This is a genomic window from Pseudoflavonifractor capillosus, assembly GCF_016902575.1.
Classification (GTDB): Bacteria; Bacillota; Clostridia; order Oscillospirales; family Oscillospiraceae; genus Enterenecus; species Enterenecus capillosus_A.
The window spans coordinates 15,105-35,817 of sequence record NZ_JACSNZ010000014.1; the positions used below are offsets into that span (position 1 = coordinate 15,105).

Here is a 20,713-nt window from a genome sequence, read left to right on the forward strand (position 1 = left end):
TAAAAAAGTTCGCCACAGAAGCCAAAACTTCTGTGGCGAACTTTCTATTATTCTATTTCCACCCGTGGCACCTTGGGCAGCGTCAGCCTTGCCATCAAGCGCTGTCCCTGGTAATTGAAGTAACGAAGTTCGCTGCGCTCACCAAAGCTCAGCTTCAGCCGTTCATTGACATTTCGAATGCCAAACCCGTGACTGACCTGAAGGGGTACGTCCTGATAGGCCAAGTAGGCGTTGAGCTGCGAGGCATCCGCCCCCACCCCCGAATCCGTCACCTCCACCACGATCATCTCATCCTCTTCCCGTACCTGAATCTGGATGTCAATGCCATCGTCCTTCCGGGTCATGCCGTGTCGGATGGAGTTTTCCACCAGTGGCTGCAGCGTAAATTTGGGAATGACCACCTGCCCGGGAGACATTCCCGGTAACACCTTCAATCCTATTTTTTGGCGAAAACGCAGGGTGTAAATGGAGATATACTCCTGGATGTTCTCCAATTCCGTGCTGATGGTGACCATGCGGTCCGGCTCAGTGATGCTGTATCTCATCAAGCTGGCTATGGAGTTGACTGTGGCGGCGATGTCATCCTCCCCACGTTCCAAAGCCATGTAGTTCACAGCGTTCATGGCATTGAGCATGAAGTGGGGGTTAATTTGGGCTTGCAGCGCCCGCAGGTCACTTTCGCGGCGCAGCGCCTCCTTTCGTGTCAGCTCACAGATCAGGTCGTTGACACAGCGGATCAGACTTCCAAAACTGTCACCCAGCTGCCGAATCTCTCTGGGTCCACCGCCGCTGGTCCACTTCACATCCCGGATATCCTGGATCTGCTCCACCTTGCGGGTGAGCATAATTACAGGCCGTGAAATGCCCGTAGACAAGACCGTGGATAACACAATTCCCAACACCAGAAACACCACGGAGCAGATCACATAGGGAGACATCATCTCCAACACTTGGCTTGTAATATCTCGGTACGGCGTGAGAAATACCAGATGCAGGCCCCACTGCAGTTCCTGACACGAGCCAAGGTACTTCTCCCCGCCAATCATAACCGGTTCATCCTCCCCACTCAACTGAGGATAAACTTGATGTGTAGGCAGATCCCTCAGATTTTCGCTGCAAAAAACCTGATCTCCCCCTTTTTTCAGCAACAAAAATCCACTGTTTGGCGTGGATGGAATCAAGGCCAGCAAGTTGGACAGCTGCGCTACCGGCAAACTCCCCCGCAGTACGCCCAGCCCCTCTTGGGAGTGGGCGCCAACGTAGGCGCTGTTTTGCAGCCGGCAGGCAAAGCATAACCGGGTCTGATCCTCATTCAAAAAAATGTACAGTCCGCTGGGCGTCTCCAGTGTCTGCTGATACCAGGTCTGGTCCTGTACCATCCCACTGTGAAATACCCGGCTGACATTCAAGTCTGTGTTAGACGGCAAAAACAACCGGCTGACCTCCAGCTCCTCATTGACATAAAGCTCCACGCGGAAGCCATGGCTCAGCAGCAACGGCTGGGCATTCAAGATATCAGAAACACGGTTATTCAGGCCCTGCTTGGTGTTGAAATCCCGCAGTTGATCCTCTCCCACCGACGCACTGAGCAGCAGCCCCAGCTGAGGATCGCTGGTGTATTGATACACCAGCTGCTCTACGGTCTGGGTGAAGACCTCGCTGAGTCTGACATTGGTCTGGAACACCATCTGCTGGGATTGGAGCCGCTGCTGGGTCATAGATGTGCGAAACAAAAAGTAAGTGACTCCATTCATCGTCAGTAAAATGGCAGACACCACGCAACAGACCACAAGAAACGACCACCTTCGTATGCTCACGACCTCTCCTCCTCATTGTCCAGGCCCTGCGCCGTGCCGGCATGTAGATTGCGGTATTCACTGGGTGTCATCCCGGTGTGCTTCTTGAAGAGCTTGGCAAAATATCGTGGATCGCTGTACCCGCAATTCCAACATACCTGTTTGATGGGAACCGCCGCATCCTGCAACAGCTGCTGTGCCCGCTCCAAGCGTCTGGAGGACAGGTAACTGCTGATGGTTTGTTTGGTGGCATTTTTGAACACCGTGCTCAGGTAGGACAGGGAGATATGCAGCTTATCGGCCAGATTGGAGATGTTAAAGTCTGCATCGGCATAATGCTCCTCCACAGCTTGCAGGCAATAGCTCACGATGGGCCCCGTATGCTTGTCCTTCTGACTCTCGGCAAGTTCCATCAGATCATAGTACTGGGCAGCCAGGTACGACAGACGCTGATCCTGGTCGGTCAGCCTCCAGTACTCCAGGATCGCCTTGCGACGCATGGCTTCCAGGTAGTCCTTGTCCAGCCCCAGTTCCTCCTGATAGGAGAACAGGTAGTTGAGCAGCTGAACGCCTAACACATCCCGCCGCTCTGAAAGGGCATGACGCACGTCCAGACTGATGAGAAGCTCTCCCATTGCCGCCATATCCCCTTTGCGAAGAGCCTGTGTAACCTGTCCACGCAAAGCCTCATTGCACACATACCAGGGTGGCTCGTCCTGCAAAAGTTGGTCTCGAATCGTCTTCAGCCGCTGTTCCAGGCTGTTGAGTTTCTCCCTGGTCATCGGCTTTAGTATGTAATCCGTAACCTGGTATTGCAGTGCCTGCTGGGCATACTCAAATTCACCATGGCCGCTGATGAGAATCATACGGGTGTTTGGATTGTGTTCATATATATATCGTGCCAGCTCCAGGCCATCCATCCCAGGCATCCGAATGTCTGATATCACCACATCTGGATGATGCTGCTCCAACAGCTCCACCGCTTCTTGTCCATCCGTGGCGCATCCCACCAGCTGCCCATCAAACTGTTCCCAGTGCAGCATCCTGGATATTCCATCCAAAGCCATGGGGTCGTCGTCCACCAGTATTATCTTCATACACCTGGCTCCTCTCCAAATTGGGTCCTTAACTCAATCTTCTTTACAGTATACCACATTTTCCCCGTCTGAGCGCCTGGATTTGAAACTTTATATTTTCGCTGACACTTCTCCACGAAAGCACTCATGGAAAAAAGTGAGAGTCCCTACCATTTCTACGGTTGTTGAAACCTGTCGCAGCGTGTATAATGATTGGGGGGCTGTGCCATTCTTCTGGCGGATTCCCATGGCCATCTTCCATTCCCCGCACTCCACCCAAGGAGGAGAACGTGATGAAACATTTTTTCAAATGGATCCTGGGTCTCTCCGGGAGTCTTATCATAGCTGCTTGTCTGCTTTGTGCCTGCCAATTTTCCGGCGGAGAACAGAACAATGACGGGCATGAGCCGGAAAATATTACAACATTGACCTGGTATATGTCTGTCAACCCCGTAGCTTCCGACACGGATCAGGTTATCAACGCCCTAAATGAATACACCCGTCAAACCATCGGCGTGGAAATTGAGTACAAAGTGATTTCCAACCCTACCTACAAGGAGATGATGCCCAACCTGATCCACGCAGGCTCCTACTTTGACATCTGCTTCACCTCCAACTGGTCCACCGACTATCTGCAATTTGCCGGCAAAGGCGCCTTTTTAGACATCTCAGAGCTGCTGCCTACCTGCGCCTCAGAAACCTATGATCTCATACCTAAATCCCTTTGGGACGCTGTGAAGGTCAACGGCGGCATCTACGGGGTACCTTCCTACAAAGAAATGGGATGGCAGGGCGGAATTCTTTACAACAGCGATCTGGCTCGTGAATACGGGATTGATATGAGTTCCGTAAAGTCTCTGGAGGATTTCACCGCTGTGCTGCAAACGGTATCAGAAAAATCCCAGGCGGCGGGCAGTCCTGTCATCGGCGTAGCCGGTCTGACCAACGCATGGCCCATGGCTGCCCCCTACGAATCCCTCACCGGCAATCCAAAGCTGCCCATTGCCGCAGCCGTGCCGGAGTTCTCCAACTTCTCGGATATGGCTGGGTCAGCTGTGTTCAATCCATATGCCAGCCAGGAATATGTGTCGTATTGCCAAACTGTGCGGGACTGGAACCTAGCCGGCTACCTGGGTGTGGATCCGGTCACCTATGACAGTGACATTGCCAACCGGGACCGGGATTTTCAGCAGGGCACCCTGTTCTCTTACTTCATTCAATATGCCCCGGGCACTGCGGAATCCTTAAGTGCGTCTTGCGGACATGGCGTGGAGTTTGTCCCTCTCATGTCCCCCCTGTTTGAAACACGCAGTGCCCTGGGTGGTCTGATGGCCATTTCATCCTCCTGTGAGCACCCGGACAAGGCGCTGGCTTTCATCAATTTGCTCAACACCGACGAATATGTGGGCACGCTGATCCGCCACGGCATCGAAGGGGTGCACTACACCGCCGTAGGAGAGCATCAAGTGGACAAAACCATGGGTGGCACCCTGACCAACTCCGGCTATGATTACACTTACGGCTGGCAGTTTGGCACCCCCTTTAACCAGAAATGGGACATCAGCTACCCAGAAAACATTGTGGAACTGTTTGAGACATACAACGCATCCGCCGTCATTGCCCCCAACACCGGGTTTTCCTTCCAGACAGATTCCGTGGAACCCCAACTGTCCGCCCTGTCCAACGTCATTGCCAAGTATGCACCTTCTCTGGAGACAGGTTCTGTGGATCCCGGCCAGTACATCCCGGAATTTTTGGATGCCCTGCACGCCAATGGTGTAGACCAAGTTTTGCAGGAAGTTTCTGCTCAGTTGGATGTATTTCATGCCCAGTCATGAACCACCTGGGCAGCATCTACCCTAGGTAGTATATTTCCGCCCATCCCTGGGTAGGGAACATGAAATCACAATTATCCATCGAAACTCCTCGACAGATAAAAAATATCCTCCACTGCCCCACTGCATGAAAGCCACCTGTCTGGAGATACTGAATACAGTATCTTCCAAACGAGGTGGCTTTTGTGCAAGGTAAGGTGGACTTATGCGGCGTGAATACGTCAAAACTCAAGGTGCTGAAAAGCGAAGAGAGCATTGCCCTGCTCCGCCGTGCCCGTCAGGGGGATCAGGCGGCCCGAGAGGAGCTCATTGCAGGGAATCTTCGTCTGGTGCTCTCGGTGATTCAAAAATTTTCAGGCCGTGGGGAGCACATGGACGACCTGTTCCAGGTGGGGTGCATTGGACTGATCAAGGCCATAGACAACTTCAATGTAGATTTAGATGTGAAGTTTTCCACATATGGCGTTCCCATGATTATCGGGGAGATCCGCCGTTTTCTCCGGGATAACAGCACCATTCGGGTCTCCCGTTCCCTGCGGGACACCGCCTACAAAGTACTCCAGGCTCGGGAGGCCTTCCAAAATGAACATCAGCGGGAGCCTACCCTGGACGAGCTGGCAAAGATTTTAGAGCTGCGTCGTGAGGACATTGTCACTGCCATGGATGCAGTGATGGACCCCATCTCCCTGTTTGAGCCGGTATACTCCGACTCCGGGGACGCTGTGTGCGTCATGGATCAGGTGCGAGACGGGAAAAACACCGACGAGGCATGGCTGGATCACATTGCCCTTTCTGATGCCATCTCCAAGCTGGGAAAGCGGGAACAGGAAATTTTGGAGCTGCGCTTCTTCCAGGGGAAGACTCAGATGGAGGTATCCGCCGAAATCGGCATCTCCCAGGCCCAAGTGTCCAGGCTGGAAAAGCACGCCCTGAAACAAATCCGAAAAGAGTTCTGAACAAAGCCGTGGGTGCATTCTGCCCCACGGCTTTTTGTCACATCAGCTTCAATATTTCCTGTTTGAGTCGTCCAATGATACGCTTTTCCAGCCGAGAGATATAGGACTGGGAGATACCCAGTAACGTAGCCACCTCCTTCTGTGTGCGCTCTGTCTTGCCGTCCAACCCAAAGCGCATGGTGATGATGGAGCGTTCCCGGGGGTTCAGCTTGCTCACCGCCTGGAAAAGCAAGTCCCGCTCCACATCCTCTTCCATGGGTTTTTCAATGACATCGCTGTCGGTGCCCAACACATCGGAGAGGAGCAGCTCATTGCCATCCCAGTCGGTATTCAGCGGCTCCTCCAGGGACACCTCACCCTTTCGATTGGCATTTTTCCGCAGGTGCATGAGGATCTCATTTTCAATGCACCGGGAGGCATAGGTGGCCAGCTTGATATTTTTTCCCGGGTTATAGGTCTCCACTGCCTTGATCAGGCCGATGGTGCCAATGGAGATCAGGTCCTCAATACCCACCCCACTATTTTCAAAGCGGCGGGCGATGTACACCACCAGTCGGAGGTTGTGCTCAATGAGCGTGGAGCGGATGGTCTCGCTGGACCCCTGGGTCTGCCACTGGGCCAGCAGCTCCCGCTCCTCCTCCTTGGACAGAGGCGGCGGCAAGGTGTCGCTGCCCCCAATATAAAAAATCGTTCCCGGCAGGTGAAGCCCTATCCGAGCCAAAAACCCACATAATTTGACGTACCACAGCCCTCTCATATTCACATACCTCCAAACAGTCCTTGATATGCTCCCCCGTCATTCACCGGCGTGGGGGACAAAGCCAACAGCAGGCTGCCCATGCTCCGCCCGTTCACTCGCACCCCTTGGGTGGGATAGGCCAGCAGCATTCCGCTCTCCACCCCCACTGCACGGTAGGGCACCAGACGCACCCCCCGGATGCCCTGGTCGTGGCACAGTCGGGCACACTCTGTGGGTCGGGCCACATCTGCCCCCGGTGGGAGCAGCCAGGCAAAATCCCGCCAGTACACCACCACCACCGGACGGTTTGTCACAGGATCCGATAAGGTCAACCCCGTGTCATGGAGGGCAGTCATGGACACGGTGCGCTGGGGAAAAGATAGCTCCATATGTACCAGCTCTGAGCCCGTATGCGCCCCCAGCCGCCGCAGCAGCAGAGAGAAAACAAAATAGCACACCAAAAAGACCACCAACAGCAGTCTCAAATCCAACTGGGTGTAAAGCACTCCAGAGTTCAGGGTCAGAGAGGCGTTCCCCAACCATTCAAATCCCAGTACGGCCCCAGCCAGTCCCGCTGAGGCTGCAAAAAACAGACCCAGCACCCGCCACAGCCGCACCTCTCCCCCATAGGCACACACCACCATCACCACCGCCACGGCCAGCTTGCAGGGCAGCGCAGACAGCCATCCCAGGCCGGGGAGGAAAATCGCCACAGCGTACATGGCCCCCAAGGCCGCCCCCAGAGCGATGCGCCACCGGCGCAGCCCCGCCCCGGCCAGCCGCCCTGCTCCCAGCAGCAGCAGGTGGTTGGCGATGAAGTTGAGCAGCCACAACAAGTCCACATATACCACCGTCACTGGCATCCCCCCTTTTCTCTGACGCCCTTAGATTATAGCCCCATGCCCCTTCAAAAAAGGTCAAAGGATGTTCGGACATAAAAACACCCGTGGGACGGAGCATCGCTCCCCATCTCACGGGTGTTTTATCTGATTTATAAGTCTTGCAGGGCGGAAAGCAAGGTGTCCATCTCCTGATCTGTGCCGATGGAGATGCGCAGCCAGCTTTCTATCATGGGGTCAGACCACCACCGCACCAGCACCCCACGCTGCCGCAGCCCGTCCAACAGAGCCTTGCCAGGCTTGTCCGGGTGGGAGACAAAGAGGAAGTTTGCCTGGGAGGGCAGCACCGTATACCCCATCTCCCGCAGCCGCTGGGCCGTCCGCTCCCGGGTAGCCATCACCTTTCGGCAAGTCTGTTCGAAGTAGTCCTCGTCCTGGATGGCGGCAGCGGCCCCCGCCTGGGCCAGCCGATCCACCGGGTAGGAGTTGATGGAATCCCGCACACAACACAGGGCCTGGATCAGGTTCTCGTTGCCCATGGCCCAGCCTACCCGCAGTCCTGCCAGGGCCCGGGATTTGGAGGCGGTCTGGATCACCAGCAGATTGGGATAGCGGTCAATGAGCCCCACCGAGCTCTCCCCGCCGAAGTCCACATAGGCCTCGTCCACAATGACCACCACGTCCGGATTGGCATTGAGCAGCCGCTCCACCACGTCTCGAGGCACCCCGATTCCCGTAGGAGCATTGGGATTGCACAGCACCACGCCGCCGTTTTTCCCCATCAGCTCCTCCACTGGTGCAGAGAAGTCGGAGTTCATGGGCACCCGGCGGCAGGTGAGGCCGAAGTAGCTGGTATATACAGGATAGAAGCTATATGTAATTTGGGGAAAGACGATCTCCTTGTCTGGGTCAAAAAAGGCCTGGAAGGCAAAAGCCAGCACCTCATCCGAGCCATTCCCGCAAAACACCTGGTTGGCACTCAGCCCCTCCCGCCGGGCGATGGTCTGGCGCAGCTCCAGGCACTCCGGGTCCGGATAGAGGCGCAGCGTCTCATTCGCTGCACGAGTGATGGCCTCCAACGCCTTTGGAGATGGAGGGTAGGGGCACTCGTTGGTGTTGAGTTTCACAAAGGTGCGCCCCTTGGGCTGCTCCCCCGGCACATAGGGTACCGCATCCACAATGCGGCGGCTCCAAAACTCTTTCATGCCTCTATTCCTCCCTCACGTTTCACCCGTTTCACCGCTTTTTCCGCCTTGGCCCGGGGAATCATCATCTCCCGCTGACAGCCCAGGCAGCGCAGCTTAAAATCCATTCCCACCCGCAGCACCTGCCAGTCCTTGCAGCCGCAGGGGTGCTGCTTTTTCATCTCCAGCACATCACCGACTTGTATATCCATGGGCATAGGGTACCCCTCCTCTCATTGGTGTTTGATCTTATCCCAGTAGGCCTTGGCAGCCTGCTCGGTCTTGTTTGGCCCGTACTCGTAGTACACCCGCCCCACCAAGGCATCGGGCAAATACTGCTGCTGCACCCAGTGGTTGGGAAAGTCGTGGGGGTAGAGATACCCCTGCTCCCGCTCAAAGCCGGTACCGTCGGCGTGGACGTTTTGCAGGTGGCGGGGAAAATCCCCGGTCTTTCCCGCCCGCACATCCGCCATGGCGGCATTGATGGCATCGTGACCTGAGTTGGACTTGGGGGACGTGGCCATGAGGATGGCCGCATCCGCCAGCGCCAACCGTGCCTCGGGCAATCCCAGCATGGTGGCGGCATCCACGCAGGCTTTGACGATGGGAATCACCTGGGGATAGGCCAGCCCCACATCCTCACAGGCAATCACCATCAGCCTCCGGCAGGCGGAGAGCAGATCCCCCGCCTCCAACAGCCGAGCCAGATAGTGCACCGCTGCGTCCGGGTCAGAGCCTCGAATGGACTTTTGCAGGGCAGACAGGATATCATAGTGCTGATCCCCATCCCGGTCATAGCGCATGGAGGAGCGCTGGGCCACCAGCTTGGCATCTTCCATGGTGATGGTACGCACCCCGTTGGGGGTGGCGGCAGCATTCATCAGCACCTCCACCCCATTGAGGGCCTTGCGCACATCTCCCCCGCTGGCCTGGGCCAGGTATTCCTTCACGCCCTCTTCAAAGTGGCTCTCGCCCCCCAGCTCTTCATCCATGAGCTGCACCGCCCGCTCCACTGCCGGGAGCAGATCCTCTGGGGTCAGGGCCTTGAACTCAAAGACGGTGGACCGGGACAGGATGGCGTTGAAGATGGTGAAATAGGGATTTTCCGTGGTGGAGGCAATGAGGGTGATCTTCCCCGTCTCCATATATTCCAGCAAAGTCTGCTGCTGCTTTTTATTGAAGTACTGGATCTCATCCAGGTAGAGCAGCACCCCATTGGGGGCCAACAGGGTGCCCACCTGATCCATAACCTCCCGCACGTCGGCCAGTGAGGCGGTGGTGGCGTTGAGTCGGCGTAAGGTGCGCCCGGACCGCTTGGCGATGATATCTGCCACGGTGGTCTTTCCCGTCCCCGATGGGCCGTAAAAGACCATGTTGGGGATGTTTCCGCTGTCCACGATGCGCCGCAGCAGGCCGTTGTCCCCCAAGATGTGCCGCTGGCCCACCACATGCTCCAGAGTCTGGGGGCGAATCCGGTCTGCCAAGGGCTGATACATCCCCCTCCACCTCTCTTTCCTGTAAACTTCTTTCTCGTGATATTTTAGCACACAAAAGCGGTTCCCGCAAGGGAGAGCATCCGCTGAATAGCTTATTTGGCGTGGCAGCGCACCATCTGCTCCACCAGCGCCGCCACCCGACACACCTGCTGGGTGGTGTTGAACACAGAAAAGCTCAGCCGCACCGTGCCCGTGTCCAAGGTGCCCGCCGTCTGGTGGGCCAAAGGCGCACAGTGCAGCCCCGCCCGCACAGCCACCCCCCGGCAGGCAAGCCAGCTGCCCACCTCCTCGCAGTCCATCCCTTCCACAGTCATGGAGCACACGCCTGTCTGGTTGCCAATCCCGCCCCTAAACACATGCACGCCTGGAATTTGCTCCAGAGCGTCCATCATGCGGGTACACAGACAGTGCTCATAGGCCCCAATCCGGGAGATCCCCTTCCGCCGGACAAAGCGCAGACCTGCCAGCAGACCCGCTGCCCCCGCCACATTCTGGGTTCCCGCCTCCAGCCGGTCGGGCAAAAACTCCGGCATGGCCTGGTTTTTTGACTCACTGCCTGTGCCGCCATACAGCAGCGGGGCCGGCTGCTCCTCCCCGCACAGCAATAGCCCCGTGCCCTGGGGGCCGTATAGCCCCTTGTGTCCCGGCATGGCCACATAGGCCGCTGCCCAACCGGTCAAATTCACAGGCAGGCACCCAGCCGACTGGGAAGCATCCACGATAAGAGGCACGCCCCTGTCCCGGCACAGCTTTGACAGCTCCTCCACAGGCAAAATAAACCCAAAGACGTTGGAGACATGGGTGCAGATCACCACATCCACCCCACGCTCCAGCTCCCGGGCAAAGGCATCCAGCATCCCAGCCTGATCAAACACCGGGGCCTGGGCCACCCGGAGGTTGATGTCCTTGCGGGCACACAGAGGCCGGGTGACGGCGTTGTGCTCATAGCCGGAGATGAGCACCGTGTGCCCCGGGCGCACCAGGGCATGGATGGCCAGGTTCAAGGCATGGGTGGCGTTATAGGTGAGCACCACCCGGTCGGGACTGGGCACATCAAACAGCTCTACTGCTGTCTCCCGTAGGGCAAACAGGGTGTCGGCTGCCCGCATTCCCGCCTGATGTCCCCCTCGCCCGGGGCTGGCCATGTGGTTCATTGCCCAAGCGGTGGCATTGGCCACTGAAGCGGGCTTTTCCATGGTGGTTGCAGCACTATCCAGGTAGATCATACTTCCACCTCCTCAAACTCGCCGTTGTCCAGCTGACGATAGACCCCCCGCAGAGCCAGCCCTGCCCCTCGCATCAGCTCCATTGCCCGCTCCAGCCACCGTTCTGACACCTTCACGCAATATGCGCACCCTGCCTGGGCAATGAGCCGGGGGGCCCGCACCAGATAGGCGGAGATACCTGCCCGCTCCAACAACCGCACCCCACGCTGGGCATAGGTCAGGGAGCGGCATACAATCAAGTAATATACCATAGGGTATCATTTCCCTTCCCTTCGGATTGTCCGCTCCCCAAAAAAGATACGGACGCTCATGCACATTCTATGCGCAAGAGCGTCCGCAGGTGTTTGCCTTTATCGTTCCAGCAGGGCCACAGCGTGGGCGGCCATGCCTTCTCCGCTGCCGGTAAAGCCCAGCCCCTCCTCAGTGGTGGCCTTGACGTTGATGCAGTCCTCCTCGACCTCCAGTACCTGGGCGATGTTGCGCCGCATCTGGGGGATATGTCCGGCCAACTTGGGCCGCTGGGCCAGGATGGTGGCATCCACATTGCCCACCGTATACCCCTTTTCCGTGAGCATATCCCGCACCTCAGCCAACAGCAACATACTGTCAATGCCCGCATAGGCGGGGTCGTTGTCCGGAAAGGCGTGGCCGATGTCCCACAGCCCAGCGGCTCCCAGCAGGGCGTCCATCACCGCATGCACCAGCACGTCGGCATCCGAGTGACCCAAAAGGCCCATCTCCCAGGGAATCTCCACCCCGCCTAAAACCAGCTTACGCCCAGATACCAGGCGATGTACGTCATATCCATGTCCCACTCGCATCATTGGTTCCATCCCTCCAAAATCACCCGGGCCACAGCCAGATCCGCCGGGGTGGTCAATTTGATGTTGCTCCGATCCCCTTCCACCAGGGACACCGGCATACCAAGCCGCTCCACAGCCGAGCAATCGTCGGTGATGGGGGCGTTATCCTGTAAAGCCTTGGCCAATGCGCCCCGGATGAGGTCAGCGTCAAAGATCTGGGGCGTCTGCACCGCAAATAGGGTGGCCCGGTCAGGGGTGTGCTCCACCACGCCGTTCACCGCTACCTTGATGGTGTCCTGCACAGGAATGGCAGGAGCTGCCGCCCCAGTCTGATGGGCCTTGTCCACCACCCGCTCCATGACCTGGGAGCTGACAAAGGGCCGAGCTCCGTCGTGGATGCCAATGAGTTTGGCCTCCTGGGACACCTCCAGAGTCCCCAACCTGGCAGACTCCACCCGGGTGGCTCCACCCCGCACCACAGTTTTCACCTTTTGCAGGCCCATGTCCCGGCACAGAGTGGCCACAGTGCCCACCAGATCCTCCCGGGTAACCACTACAACCTCGTCCACCCGGTGGCTGCCCTCCAGGGCCAGCAGCGTGTGGGCCAGCACCGGCCGTCCCTCCAGCTCCAGCAGCATCTTATCCTGCCCCATGCGTTGGGATGACCCCGCCGCCACCACCACCATGGCACAGCCTGGCTGCTGGGGCTGCTTACGTTTACGTCCAAACAATGACATATATTCTCCTCCACACCCAAAAGAGGAGCCCCGACGGCTCCTCTTTTTGATTATTGATGCAATACCTTGTTGACCCGCTCTTCCACAGCCTCATAGGGCATACTCTGGGCCAACACCAGCTCGGAGATCAAAATCTGCTTGGCGGAGTGGAGCATTTTCCGCTCCCCGGTGGACAACCCCTTCTGGGTCTCCCGCAGCATCAGGCTCTTGACCACCTTGGCAACTTCCAGCAAATCTCCGCTTTTGATGCGCAGCATATTCTCCCGGTACCGACGATTCCAATTTGCGGTCATCTCCACTTGGATGTCTTCCATCGCCGTCAGAATGTGGGTGGCCTCCTGGTCGGACACCACAGGGCGCACGCCGATCTCATCGCTGTGTTCCGTGGGAATCATGACCATCATGCTTCCAGCAGACAGCTTGAGCAAATAGTAGTCCTGGACTTTGCCCGCGACCTTCTTGCGCACAATGGAGTCAATGACTCCCGCCCCGTGCATAGGATGTACCACCTTATCACCAATCTGATACACGATTCCACCTCCCAAATATGTATAAACTCACAAAGTTAGTATACCCCTTTTCCCTTTGCAATTCAAGAGGGTGCGGAATTTTTCCATAACATTTACCTAAAATTGACAAAAGGCGATGTTGACGCCTTTCGGTGCAACATCGCCTTCTCTTATTTCACATAATTGCGCAATACTCCAATGTGGGAGATCTCCACCTCCACCACATCCCCGGCCTTCATGGGGCCAATGCCCGCAGGCGTTCCCGTAGCTACCACATCTCCCGGCTCCAGGGTCATGGAGGCGGTAATGAACTCCAGCAGCTGGGCCACTGGGGTGATGAAGTCCCGGGTATTCCCCTGCTGCACCACAGTTCCGTTGAGGCGGGTGGTGACGTCCAGGCCGGAGGGGTCTATTCCATCCACCACCCAGGGGCCCATGGGGCAAAATCCGTCCATGGACTTGCCTCGAATCCACTGCCCGTCGTGCTGCTGCACGTCCCGGGCGGTGACATCGTTCAGACAGGTGTAGCCCAGTACGTACTGGGCGTAGTCTGCGGCGGCAATCTTGGTGGCTCGGCGGCGAATCACCACCCCCAGCTCCCCCTCGTAGTCCAGGCGCTGGACGAAGTCCGGTGGGGTGATCTCCCCGCCGGGACAGTTGACGGCGTTGGGTCCCTTCATGAACAGCACCGGGAATCCCGGCGGCTCCGCCCCCATCTCTCGGGCGTGCTCAGCATAATTTTTGCCGATGCACACCACCTTGGTGGGGGTGCAAGGAGCCAGCAGCTGGCACTGTGCCAGAGGGAGACTCCCTCCGTCGTACTCCACACCATCATAGGGGGCTGTGGTGAGGGTCTTCACCTGCTCTCCCTCCACCACGCCCCACTGAGGGCCGTGCTGCCCTTGAAAACGCACGTACTTCATGATTTAGCCCTCCATATGGTTGAAGATCAGCTCCAATAGCTCCTGCTTGCCCTCCCCCTTCTCGGCGGAGAAGGGAATGACAGGGACGTGGTCGGGCAGTTCCAGGGTATCCCGCACCCGCTGGAGATTGGGAACGATCTCGCTCTTCTTCAGCTTGTCCAGCTTATTGGCCACCACCACATAGGGCTTATCAGTGGTGAGGAAAAAGTCGCTCATCACCTTATCGTCCGCCGTGGGCTTGTGGCGGGCATCCACAATGAGCACCCCCAGGGTCATCAGGGAGGTGTCGGCAAACCAGCCCTCAATGAGCTTGGCCCACCGGGCCCGCTCCGCCATGGACACCTTGGCATAGCCGTAGCCGGGCAAATCCACCAGGTAGAGCTGTTTGTCAATGAGAAAGTAGTTGATGTGGGTGGTCTTGCCGGGGGCAGAGCCCACCCGGGCAAAGTTCTTACGGTTGAGCAGGCGGTTGATGACTGAGGACTTGCCCACATTGGAGCGTCCGGCAAACACCACCTGGGGCAGAGTGTCCCGGGGAAAATCGGCGGGTTTGGCCGCCGAGCGGACAAACTCCGCCTGATTCAAATTCACCTTCATCTTTCCTCACCTCACTGGCACAAATTTACCGCCACCCCGGGGGTCTTTCCCGGCTCCGGGGTGATGACAGCATCACAGGTCTTGGGATTTGTACACTCCCCCATCAAAGCATAGGCCAGCACCTGGTCAGCACTGGTGACGGGGAGGAACTTCAAGCTCTCTCGCACCAGCTGGTCAATCTCCTCCAGATCCTTCACATTGTCCTGGGGAATAATCACCGTGGACATGCCGTTGCGCAGGGCGGCCATGGTCTTTTCTTTCAGGCCTCCGATGGCCAGCACCCGGCCCCGGATGGTCACCTCTCCTGTCATGGCCACGTCGGGACGTACAGCCACTCCCGTAAGAGCAGACACCATGGCAGTGGTGATGGCAATGCCGGCGGAGGGGCCGTCCTTGGGCACGGCTCCCTCGGGGAAATGGACGTGGATGTCCTTATCCTTGTAGAAGGTGCCCTCCAGCCCCAGCTGCTTGGCTCGGCTGCGGATGTAAGACAGAGCCGCCCGAGCGGACTCCTTCATCACATCACCCAGGTTTCCGGTGAGTTCCACCTTTCCGGTGCCCTCCACCACGTTGACCTCCACCTCCAGGATCTCGCCGCCCACAGACGTCCAGGCCAGACCGTTGACCACTCCCACCTGGGGCTGGCCAGCGCTCTTGTCCTGGGCATAGCGACGCACACCCAGGAAGTCCTGCAAATTCTCCGGGGTGATGGAGACAGACTTCACTTCTTCCCGCACCAGCTTCATGGCAGACTTCCGGCACAGCTTGTCCAGCAGCCGCTCCAGCCGACGCACCCCGGACTCCCGGGTATAGCCGGAGATGATCTGGCGCAGAGCCTGGTCAGACAGCTTCACCTGGCTGCGGGTGAGGCCGTGGGCCTTGAGCTCCTTGGGCCACAGGTGCCGCTTGGCAATTTGCACCTTCTCCTCGCCGGTATAGCTTCCAATCTCAATGACCTCCATCCGGTCCAACAGGGGCCGGGGAATGGTGTCGGTGGTGTTGGCAGTGGCGATGAACAGTACCTCAGACAGGTCAAAGGGCATCTCCAGATAGTGGTCTCGGAAGGTGGCGTTCTGGTGCACGTCCAGCACCTCCAGCAAGGCGGCGCTGGGGTCGCCCCGGTGGTCGCTGCCCACCTTGTCCAGCTCGTCCAGAACCAGCACCGGGTTGACACTCCCCGCCTGGCGGATGCCGGCGATGATGCGCCCGGGCATGGAGCCTACATAGGTCTTGCGGTGGCCCCGGATCTCTGCCTCGTCGTGGACGCCGCCCAGGGAAATGCGGGCCAGCTTGCGGTTCATGGCCCGGGCCACGCTCATGGCGATGGACGTCTTGCCCACGCCGGGAGGGCCAACCAAACAGATCACCTGCCCTTTAATCTCAGGGGACAGCTGCTTGACCGCCACAAACTCCAGAATGCGCTCCTTCACCTTTTCCAGGCCGTAGTGGTCCGCCTCCAGTACCTTGGACACGGCGGCCACGTTGGCCCGCTCTTTGGTCTTCACCATCCAGGGCAGTTCCAGGCAGGTGTCCAGGTAACTGCGCAGCACCGATGCCTCCGCAGAGCTGTACGGCTGCTTTTCCAGGTGTCGGATCTCCTTGTTCAGCTTCTCCCGTACCTCGTCGGGCAGCTTGGCATTGGCCACTCGCTGACGGTACTCGGCGATCTCGTCCCCGTCGTCCCGCTCCCCCAGCTCCCGCTGGATGACCTTTAGCTGCTCTCGCATGTAGTAGTCTCGCTGGTTGTCCGCCATTTGCTCCTGGACTTTGCCCTCCAGTTCGCTTTCCACCTGGCGGATCTCCACTTCCCGAGCCAAGATGCGCACCAGCTTTTCCAGGCGCTTGGTAGGCCGCAGCTCCTCCAGGATGCGCTGCTTATCCTCAAAGCGCAGAGGCATATTCTGGGCGGCGTAGTCTGCTATGTAGGCGGGGTCATCGCTGGCCAGCAGCTTGAGATACACCTCTGGGGACACCCGGTCAGACAGTTCCGTATACTTCTCCACCATGGAATAGATCTGGCGGATGAGCGCTTCGGTGCGGGGAGTATTCTCTCCGGGGGTAGGCTGCTCCTCCAGCAGCTCCAGCTCTGCGGTGAGGTATGGCTCGGTGGTGAGCAGCTGGAGCATTCTCCCCCGGCTCTTACCCTCCACCATCACCCGCACATTGTTGTCCGGCAGGCGGAGAATTTGCTTGACGGTGGCCACGGTACCCACCCGGTACAAGTGCTTCTGGGTGGGGGCCTCCACTGCCAGCTCTCTCTGGGTCACCAGGAAAATCTCTCGGGAGCCGGACATGGCCTGCTCCAGGGCACGAATGGAGATCTCCCGGCCCACATCAAAGTGGATGAGCAGATTGGGAAACACGGTGATGGCCCGCAAGGCCAGGGCCGGCATGGCCACAATCTGGTGCGTTTGGTTGGTTGTCATATTGGATTCCTCCTTTCCTCCTCCCCACATTGGGAAGGAAGCTGGATATTGGGGGTAGGCAAAAAGGGGCGAGCAACCTGCCCGCCCCTTTCTATCGTATGTTGGGTTTAAGATGCGTTGCCCTTGCCTTTGGCCTGGCCTCCCAGCTCAGCCCGCAGGGCAGCTGCGCCCAGACGTGGCCGGGCAGGACGGCCTTCCTCCCGCTCCACCAGGGGCTCCTCCTCCCCACGGATGGCCTCGGGTGTGATGGTGACCTTGGCAATGGTGTCGTCGGAGGGGACGTCGTACATAATGGGGGTCATCACTTCCTCCAGCACTGCCCGCAGGCCACGGGCACCGATCTTCCGCTCCACCGCCTTCTGTGCGGCGGCCTCCAGAGCCTCTGGGGTGAACTCCAACTCCACGTTGTCATACTCCAGCAGCTTCTTATACTGCTTGACCAGAGCGTTTTTCGGTTCGGTGAGAATCTGCACCAGCTGCTTCTCGTCCAGGGCCTTCAACCCCGTAATCACAGGCAGACGGCCCACCAGCTCGGGGATGATACCAAACTTCAGCAGGTCGTGGGGCTGCACATGGCGGAAAAGGTCCTCCTGGCTGCGCTCAGAGGCTGTGCGTACCTGTGCGCCAAAGCCAATGGTTTTTTGATCCATGCGCTGCTCAATGATCTTTTCCAGACCATCGAAAGCGCCACCGCAGATAAACAGGATGTTCTTGGTGTCGATCTGCAAAAACTCCTGATGGGGGTGCTTGCGGCCGCCCTGGGGCGGAACATTGGCCACAGTCCCCTCCAAAATCTTCAACAGAGCCTGCTGCACACCCTCACCGGACACATCCCGGGTGATAGAGGTGTTTTCGCTCTTGCGGGCGATCTTGTCGATCTCATCCACATAGATGATTCCCCTCTGAGCCAGCTCAATATCGTAATCCGCTGCCTGCACCAGCCGCAGCAGAATGTTCTCCACGTCATCGCCCACATAACCGGCTTCGGTGAGGGTGGTGGCATCGGCAATGGCAAAGGGCACCTTGAGCACCCGAGCCAAGGTCTGGGCAAACAATGTCTTGCCGCAGCCAGTGGGACCTACCAGGAGGATGTTGCTCTTTTGCAGCTCCACAGAGTCCCCGCCGCCGAAATAGATCCGCTTATAGTGGTTGTACACCGCCACGGACAGGGCCACCTTGGCCTGCTCCTGGCCAATGATATACTCGTCCAGCACCTCCCGAATTTCCCGGGGGGTGGGAATCACATCGGGCATCTCCAGATTGCCCAGCTCCGGCTCTTCTTCCTCGCCCAGAATGCTCAGGCACAGATGGACACACTCGTTGCAGATGTATGCCCCGGGGCCGGCAATGATACGCTCCACCTGCTCCTGATGCTTGCCGCAAAAGGAACAGCGAACGGTTTTGTACTCGTCTCGAGCCATGAAATACCTTCCTTTCGTCAGACGTGCCAAAGAGCGAAGACAGACCTGTCTCCGCCCTTTGCACCATCAACGATTGTAGATGACCTTGTCAATGAGGCCATAGGCCGCTGCTTCTTCGGCGGTCATGAAATTGTCCCGCTCACAGTCGGCGGTGACCTGCTCCACATTCTTGCCGCAGTTGTCGGCCAGGATCTGGTTCATCCGCTTTTTGATGATCTCCAGACGCTTGAGGTGGATGGCCATATCGGTGATCTGACCCTGGGTGCCCGCAGAGGGCTGGTGGATCATGATCTCCGCATTGGGCAGCGCCAGACGCTTGCCCTTGGTGCCCGCAGAGAGCAAAAATGCTCCCATGGAAGCGGCCATGCCCACGCAGATGGTGGACACATCACACTTGATATACTGCATGGTATCATAGATGGCCATGCCGTCGGTGACAGAGCCGCCGGGGCTGTTGATGTAGAACTGAATGTCCTTGTCCGGATCCTGGGCCTCCAGATAGAGAAGCTGGGCCACAACCAGGGCGGATGTGGTGGCATTCACCTCTTCCCCCAGGAAAATGATACGGTCATTGAGCAGACGGGAGAAAATGTCGTAGGAACGCTCTCCCCGGCTGGTCTGCTCCACAACATAGGGAACTAAACTCATGGAAACCTCTCCTTCGTTGCTGGAAATCAATCCCAGTATACCCAGCAGCATGGGAGGATTATTCCTCCCATGCTGTAAATTGATTACTCAGCCTGAGCCTCGGTCTCGCCCTGGGCCTCGTCCTTCTTCTTGGCGGGCTTCTTGGCGGAGGCCTTCACCAGCTCCAGGGCCTTCTTGGAGCCCAGATCCTGCTTCATGTCGTCGGGGTTGGTGACCTCACGGACCTGCTCCTCGGTGACGTGGAACTGCTCAGCCAGGCGCTTGACCTCGGCGTCCAGCTCCTCCTGGGTGACCTCGATGCCCTCGGCCTTGGCCACAGCGTCCAGAGCCAGAGCGGTACGCACGGTGCGCTCAGCGGCGGTCTTGGCCTGGGCACGCACGTCGTCCATGGTCAGGCCCATGTACTTCAGGTAGTCCTGGAAGTTCAGGCCGCTCTGCTGCATCCGCATGGCCTGCTCCTCCACCATCTTGTCGGCACGGTAGTCAATCATGGCCTGGGGCACGTCGCACACCAGGTTGGCCAGCAGAGCGTCGATGACAGCAGCCTCGTAGTCACGCTCGGCCTGCTCCTGACGGCGGGCCTTCAGCTTCTCCTTCAGGTCCTTCTTGAACTCGTCCAGGGTGTCAAACTCGGACACGTCCTTGGCAAACTCGTCGTCCAGAGTGGGCTCCTGACGCTCCTTGACCTCGTTGACCTTCACCTTGAAGACCACGGCGGCGCCAGCCAGATCGGCGGTGTAGTTCTCGGGGAAGGTGATGTCCAGATCCTTCTCCTCGCCGGCCTTCATGCCGATGACCTGCTCCTCGAAGCCGGGGACGAAGCTGCCGGAGCCCAGCTCCAGGGAGTAGTTCTCGCCCTTGCCGCCCTCGAAGGCCACGCCGTCCTTGAAGCCCTCAAAGTCGATGACAGCCACGTCACCCTTCTTGGCCTTGCGATCCACGCTCACCAGGCGGGAAGCACGGTCGATGTAGGGCTTCATCTCAGCCTTGACGTCAGCAGCGGTGACCTTCACCTCGGGCTTGGCAACCACCAGGCCCTTGTACTCCTTCACGGAAGCCTCAGGCTGCACGGTGACCAGAGCCTTGAAGGTGAAGCCGTCCTTGCTGATCTCCACGATCTCCAGCTTGGGGTAGGCCACGGACACAATGCCGGCCTCCTTCAGAGCAGCATCATAGGCAGCGGGATAGGCCTCTTCCACAGCATCCTCAAAGAACACGCTCTCGCCGTACATCTTCTCCACCATCTTCCGGGGAGCCTTGCCCTTGCGGAAGCCGGGGATCATGATGTTCTTCTTCTGCTTGTTGTACACCTTGTTGATGGCGGCGTCAAACTCAGCAGCGCTGACCTCGATGACCAGCTCAATGGCGCTGTTTTCTTTTTTCTCGTTGCTCTTGATGTTCATGTATACGTTCCTCCAACTTAGCCCCGCCTTAAGGCTGCGGGCTTTTCTTTCTGATAAATCCAACCTATTCTATCAGATACGCAAGAATATTTCCACTGT

At 58.1% G+C, this 20,713-nt stretch carries 20 protein-coding genes; 2 read left to right on the forward strand and 18 right to left on the reverse strand.

Translation table 11 applies throughout. The annotated features are described in order from the left end of the window. Nucleotides 1-47: 47 nt before the first annotated feature. Together H9X86_RS12875 and H9X86_RS06475 are read right to left on the reverse strand one after the other, a co-directional pair. Nucleotides 48-1,817: a histidine kinase gene (locus tag H9X86_RS12875; protein ID WP_204900741.1), complete on the reverse strand. Its 1,770-nt coding sequence runs from the start codon at nt 1,815-1,817 to the stop codon at nt 48-50. After that, complete coding sequence (locus tag H9X86_RS06475; RefSeq protein WP_204900742.1) at nt 1,814-2,893, reverse strand: response regulator transcription factor; 1,080 nt, start codon at nt 2,891-2,893, stop codon at nt 1,814-1,816. The genes H9X86_RS12875 and H9X86_RS06475 overlap by 4 nt, the downstream gene beginning before the upstream one ends. Before the next feature lie 272 nt (nt 2,894-3,165). Between H9X86_RS06475 and H9X86_RS06480 the strand changes: the two genes are divergently transcribed. Both H9X86_RS06480 and sigG read left to right on the forward strand, forming a co-directional pair. Continuing rightward, complete coding sequence (locus tag H9X86_RS06480) at nt 3,166-4,710, forward strand: ABC transporter substrate-binding protein (RefSeq protein WP_204900743.1); 1,545 nt, start codon at nt 3,166-3,168, stop codon at nt 4,708-4,710. Between the two features lie 182 nt (nt 4,711-4,892). Further along, nucleotides 4,893-5,663, forward strand: a complete 771-nt coding sequence (gene sigG, locus H9X86_RS06485) for an RNA polymerase sporulation sigma factor SigG (protein WP_204900744.1) — start codon at nt 4,893-4,895, stop codon at nt 5,661-5,663. A 37-nt stretch (nt 5,664-5,700) separates the two neighbouring features. Here sigG and sigE read toward each other — a convergent pair whose 3' ends face one another. The 16 genes from sigE to tig form a co-directional block, all read right to left on the reverse strand. Next, a complete protein-coding gene (sigE, locus tag H9X86_RS06490; protein ID WP_204900745.1) occupies nt 5,701-6,420 on the reverse strand; it encodes an RNA polymerase sporulation sigma factor SigE in 720 nt (239 codons plus the stop codon). Between the two features lie 2 nt (nt 6,421-6,422). Beyond that, entirely contained in the window at nt 6,423-7,259 is an 837-nt protein-coding gene (locus H9X86_RS06495) for a sigma-E processing peptidase SpoIIGA (RefSeq protein WP_204900746.1), read from the reverse strand. A 134-nt stretch (nt 7,260-7,393) separates the two neighbouring features. Continuing rightward, nucleotides 7,394-8,446, reverse strand: a complete 1,053-nt coding sequence (gene hisC, locus H9X86_RS06500) for a histidinol-phosphate transaminase (RefSeq protein WP_204900747.1) — start codon at nt 8,444-8,446, stop codon at nt 7,394-7,396. Beyond that, nucleotides 8,443-8,637: a DUF951 domain-containing protein gene (locus H9X86_RS06505; RefSeq protein ID WP_204900768.1), complete on the reverse strand. Its 195-nt coding sequence runs from the start codon at nt 8,635-8,637 to the stop codon at nt 8,443-8,445. The genes hisC and H9X86_RS06505 overlap by 4 nt, the downstream gene beginning before the upstream one ends. A gap of 21 nt (nt 8,638-8,658) precedes the next feature. Further along, a complete protein-coding gene (locus H9X86_RS06510; RefSeq protein ID WP_204900748.1) occupies nt 8,659-9,921 on the reverse strand; it encodes a replication-associated recombination protein A in 1,263 nt (420 codons plus the stop codon). 92 nt (nt 9,922-10,013) lie between these two features. Then, complete coding sequence (locus tag H9X86_RS06515) at nt 10,014-11,147, reverse strand: aminotransferase class V-fold PLP-dependent enzyme (RefSeq protein WP_204900749.1); 1,134 nt, start codon at nt 11,145-11,147, stop codon at nt 10,014-10,016. After that, complete coding sequence (locus tag H9X86_RS06520) at nt 11,144-11,398, reverse strand: putative Se/S carrier protein (protein ID WP_204900750.1); 255 nt, start codon at nt 11,396-11,398, stop codon at nt 11,144-11,146. The genes H9X86_RS06515 and H9X86_RS06520 overlap by 4 nt, the downstream gene beginning before the upstream one ends. 99 nt (nt 11,399-11,497) lie before the next feature. Continuing rightward, complete coding sequence (gene ispF, locus H9X86_RS06525; protein ID WP_204900751.1) at nt 11,498-11,971, reverse strand: 2-C-methyl-D-erythritol 2,4-cyclodiphosphate synthase; 474 nt, start codon at nt 11,969-11,971, stop codon at nt 11,498-11,500. Next, on the reverse strand, nt 11,968-12,687 hold the full coding sequence (gene ispD / locus H9X86_RS06530) for a 2-C-methyl-D-erythritol 4-phosphate cytidylyltransferase (RefSeq protein WP_204900752.1): 720 nt from the start codon (nt 12,685-12,687) through the stop codon (nt 11,968-11,970). Before ispD ends, ispF begins: the two co-directional genes overlap by 4 nt. A gap of 50 nt (nt 12,688-12,737) precedes the next feature. Beyond that, complete coding sequence (locus H9X86_RS06535) at nt 12,738-13,217, reverse strand: CarD family transcriptional regulator (RefSeq protein WP_204900753.1); 480 nt, start codon at nt 13,215-13,217, stop codon at nt 12,738-12,740. A 149-nt stretch (nt 13,218-13,366) separates the two neighbouring features. Next, on the reverse strand, nt 13,367-14,119 hold the full coding sequence (locus H9X86_RS06540) for a fumarylacetoacetate hydrolase family protein (protein WP_204900754.1): 753 nt from the start codon (nt 14,117-14,119) through the stop codon (nt 13,367-13,369). A 3-nt stretch (nt 14,120-14,122) separates the two neighbouring features. Next, on the reverse strand, nt 14,123-14,716 hold the full coding sequence (yihA, locus tag H9X86_RS06545) for a ribosome biogenesis GTP-binding protein YihA/YsxC (RefSeq protein WP_204900755.1): 594 nt from the start codon (nt 14,714-14,716) through the stop codon (nt 14,123-14,125). A gap of 11 nt (nt 14,717-14,727) precedes the next feature. Next, nucleotides 14,728-17,142 (reverse strand): endopeptidase La, encoded by a 2,415-nt coding sequence (gene lon / locus H9X86_RS06550; protein ID WP_204900756.1) that lies wholly within the window; start codon nt 17,140-17,142, stop codon nt 14,728-14,730. Between the two features lie 107 nt (nt 17,143-17,249). Beyond that, nucleotides 17,250-18,563, reverse strand: coding sequence for an ATP-dependent Clp protease ATP-binding subunit ClpX (gene clpX / locus H9X86_RS06555; protein ID WP_204900757.1), 1,314 nt, complete (start codon nt 18,561-18,563; stop codon nt 17,250-17,252). A 66-nt stretch (nt 18,564-18,629) separates the two neighbouring features. Further along, a complete protein-coding gene (locus H9X86_RS06560) occupies nt 18,630-19,211 on the reverse strand; it encodes an ATP-dependent Clp protease proteolytic subunit (protein WP_087254877.1) in 582 nt (193 codons plus the stop codon). 83 nt (nt 19,212-19,294) lie between these two features. Beyond that, nucleotides 19,295-20,614: a trigger factor gene (gene tig, locus H9X86_RS06565; protein ID WP_204900758.1), complete on the reverse strand. Its 1,320-nt coding sequence runs from the start codon at nt 20,612-20,614 to the stop codon at nt 19,295-19,297. Nucleotides 20,615-20,713: the final 99 nt, after the last annotated feature.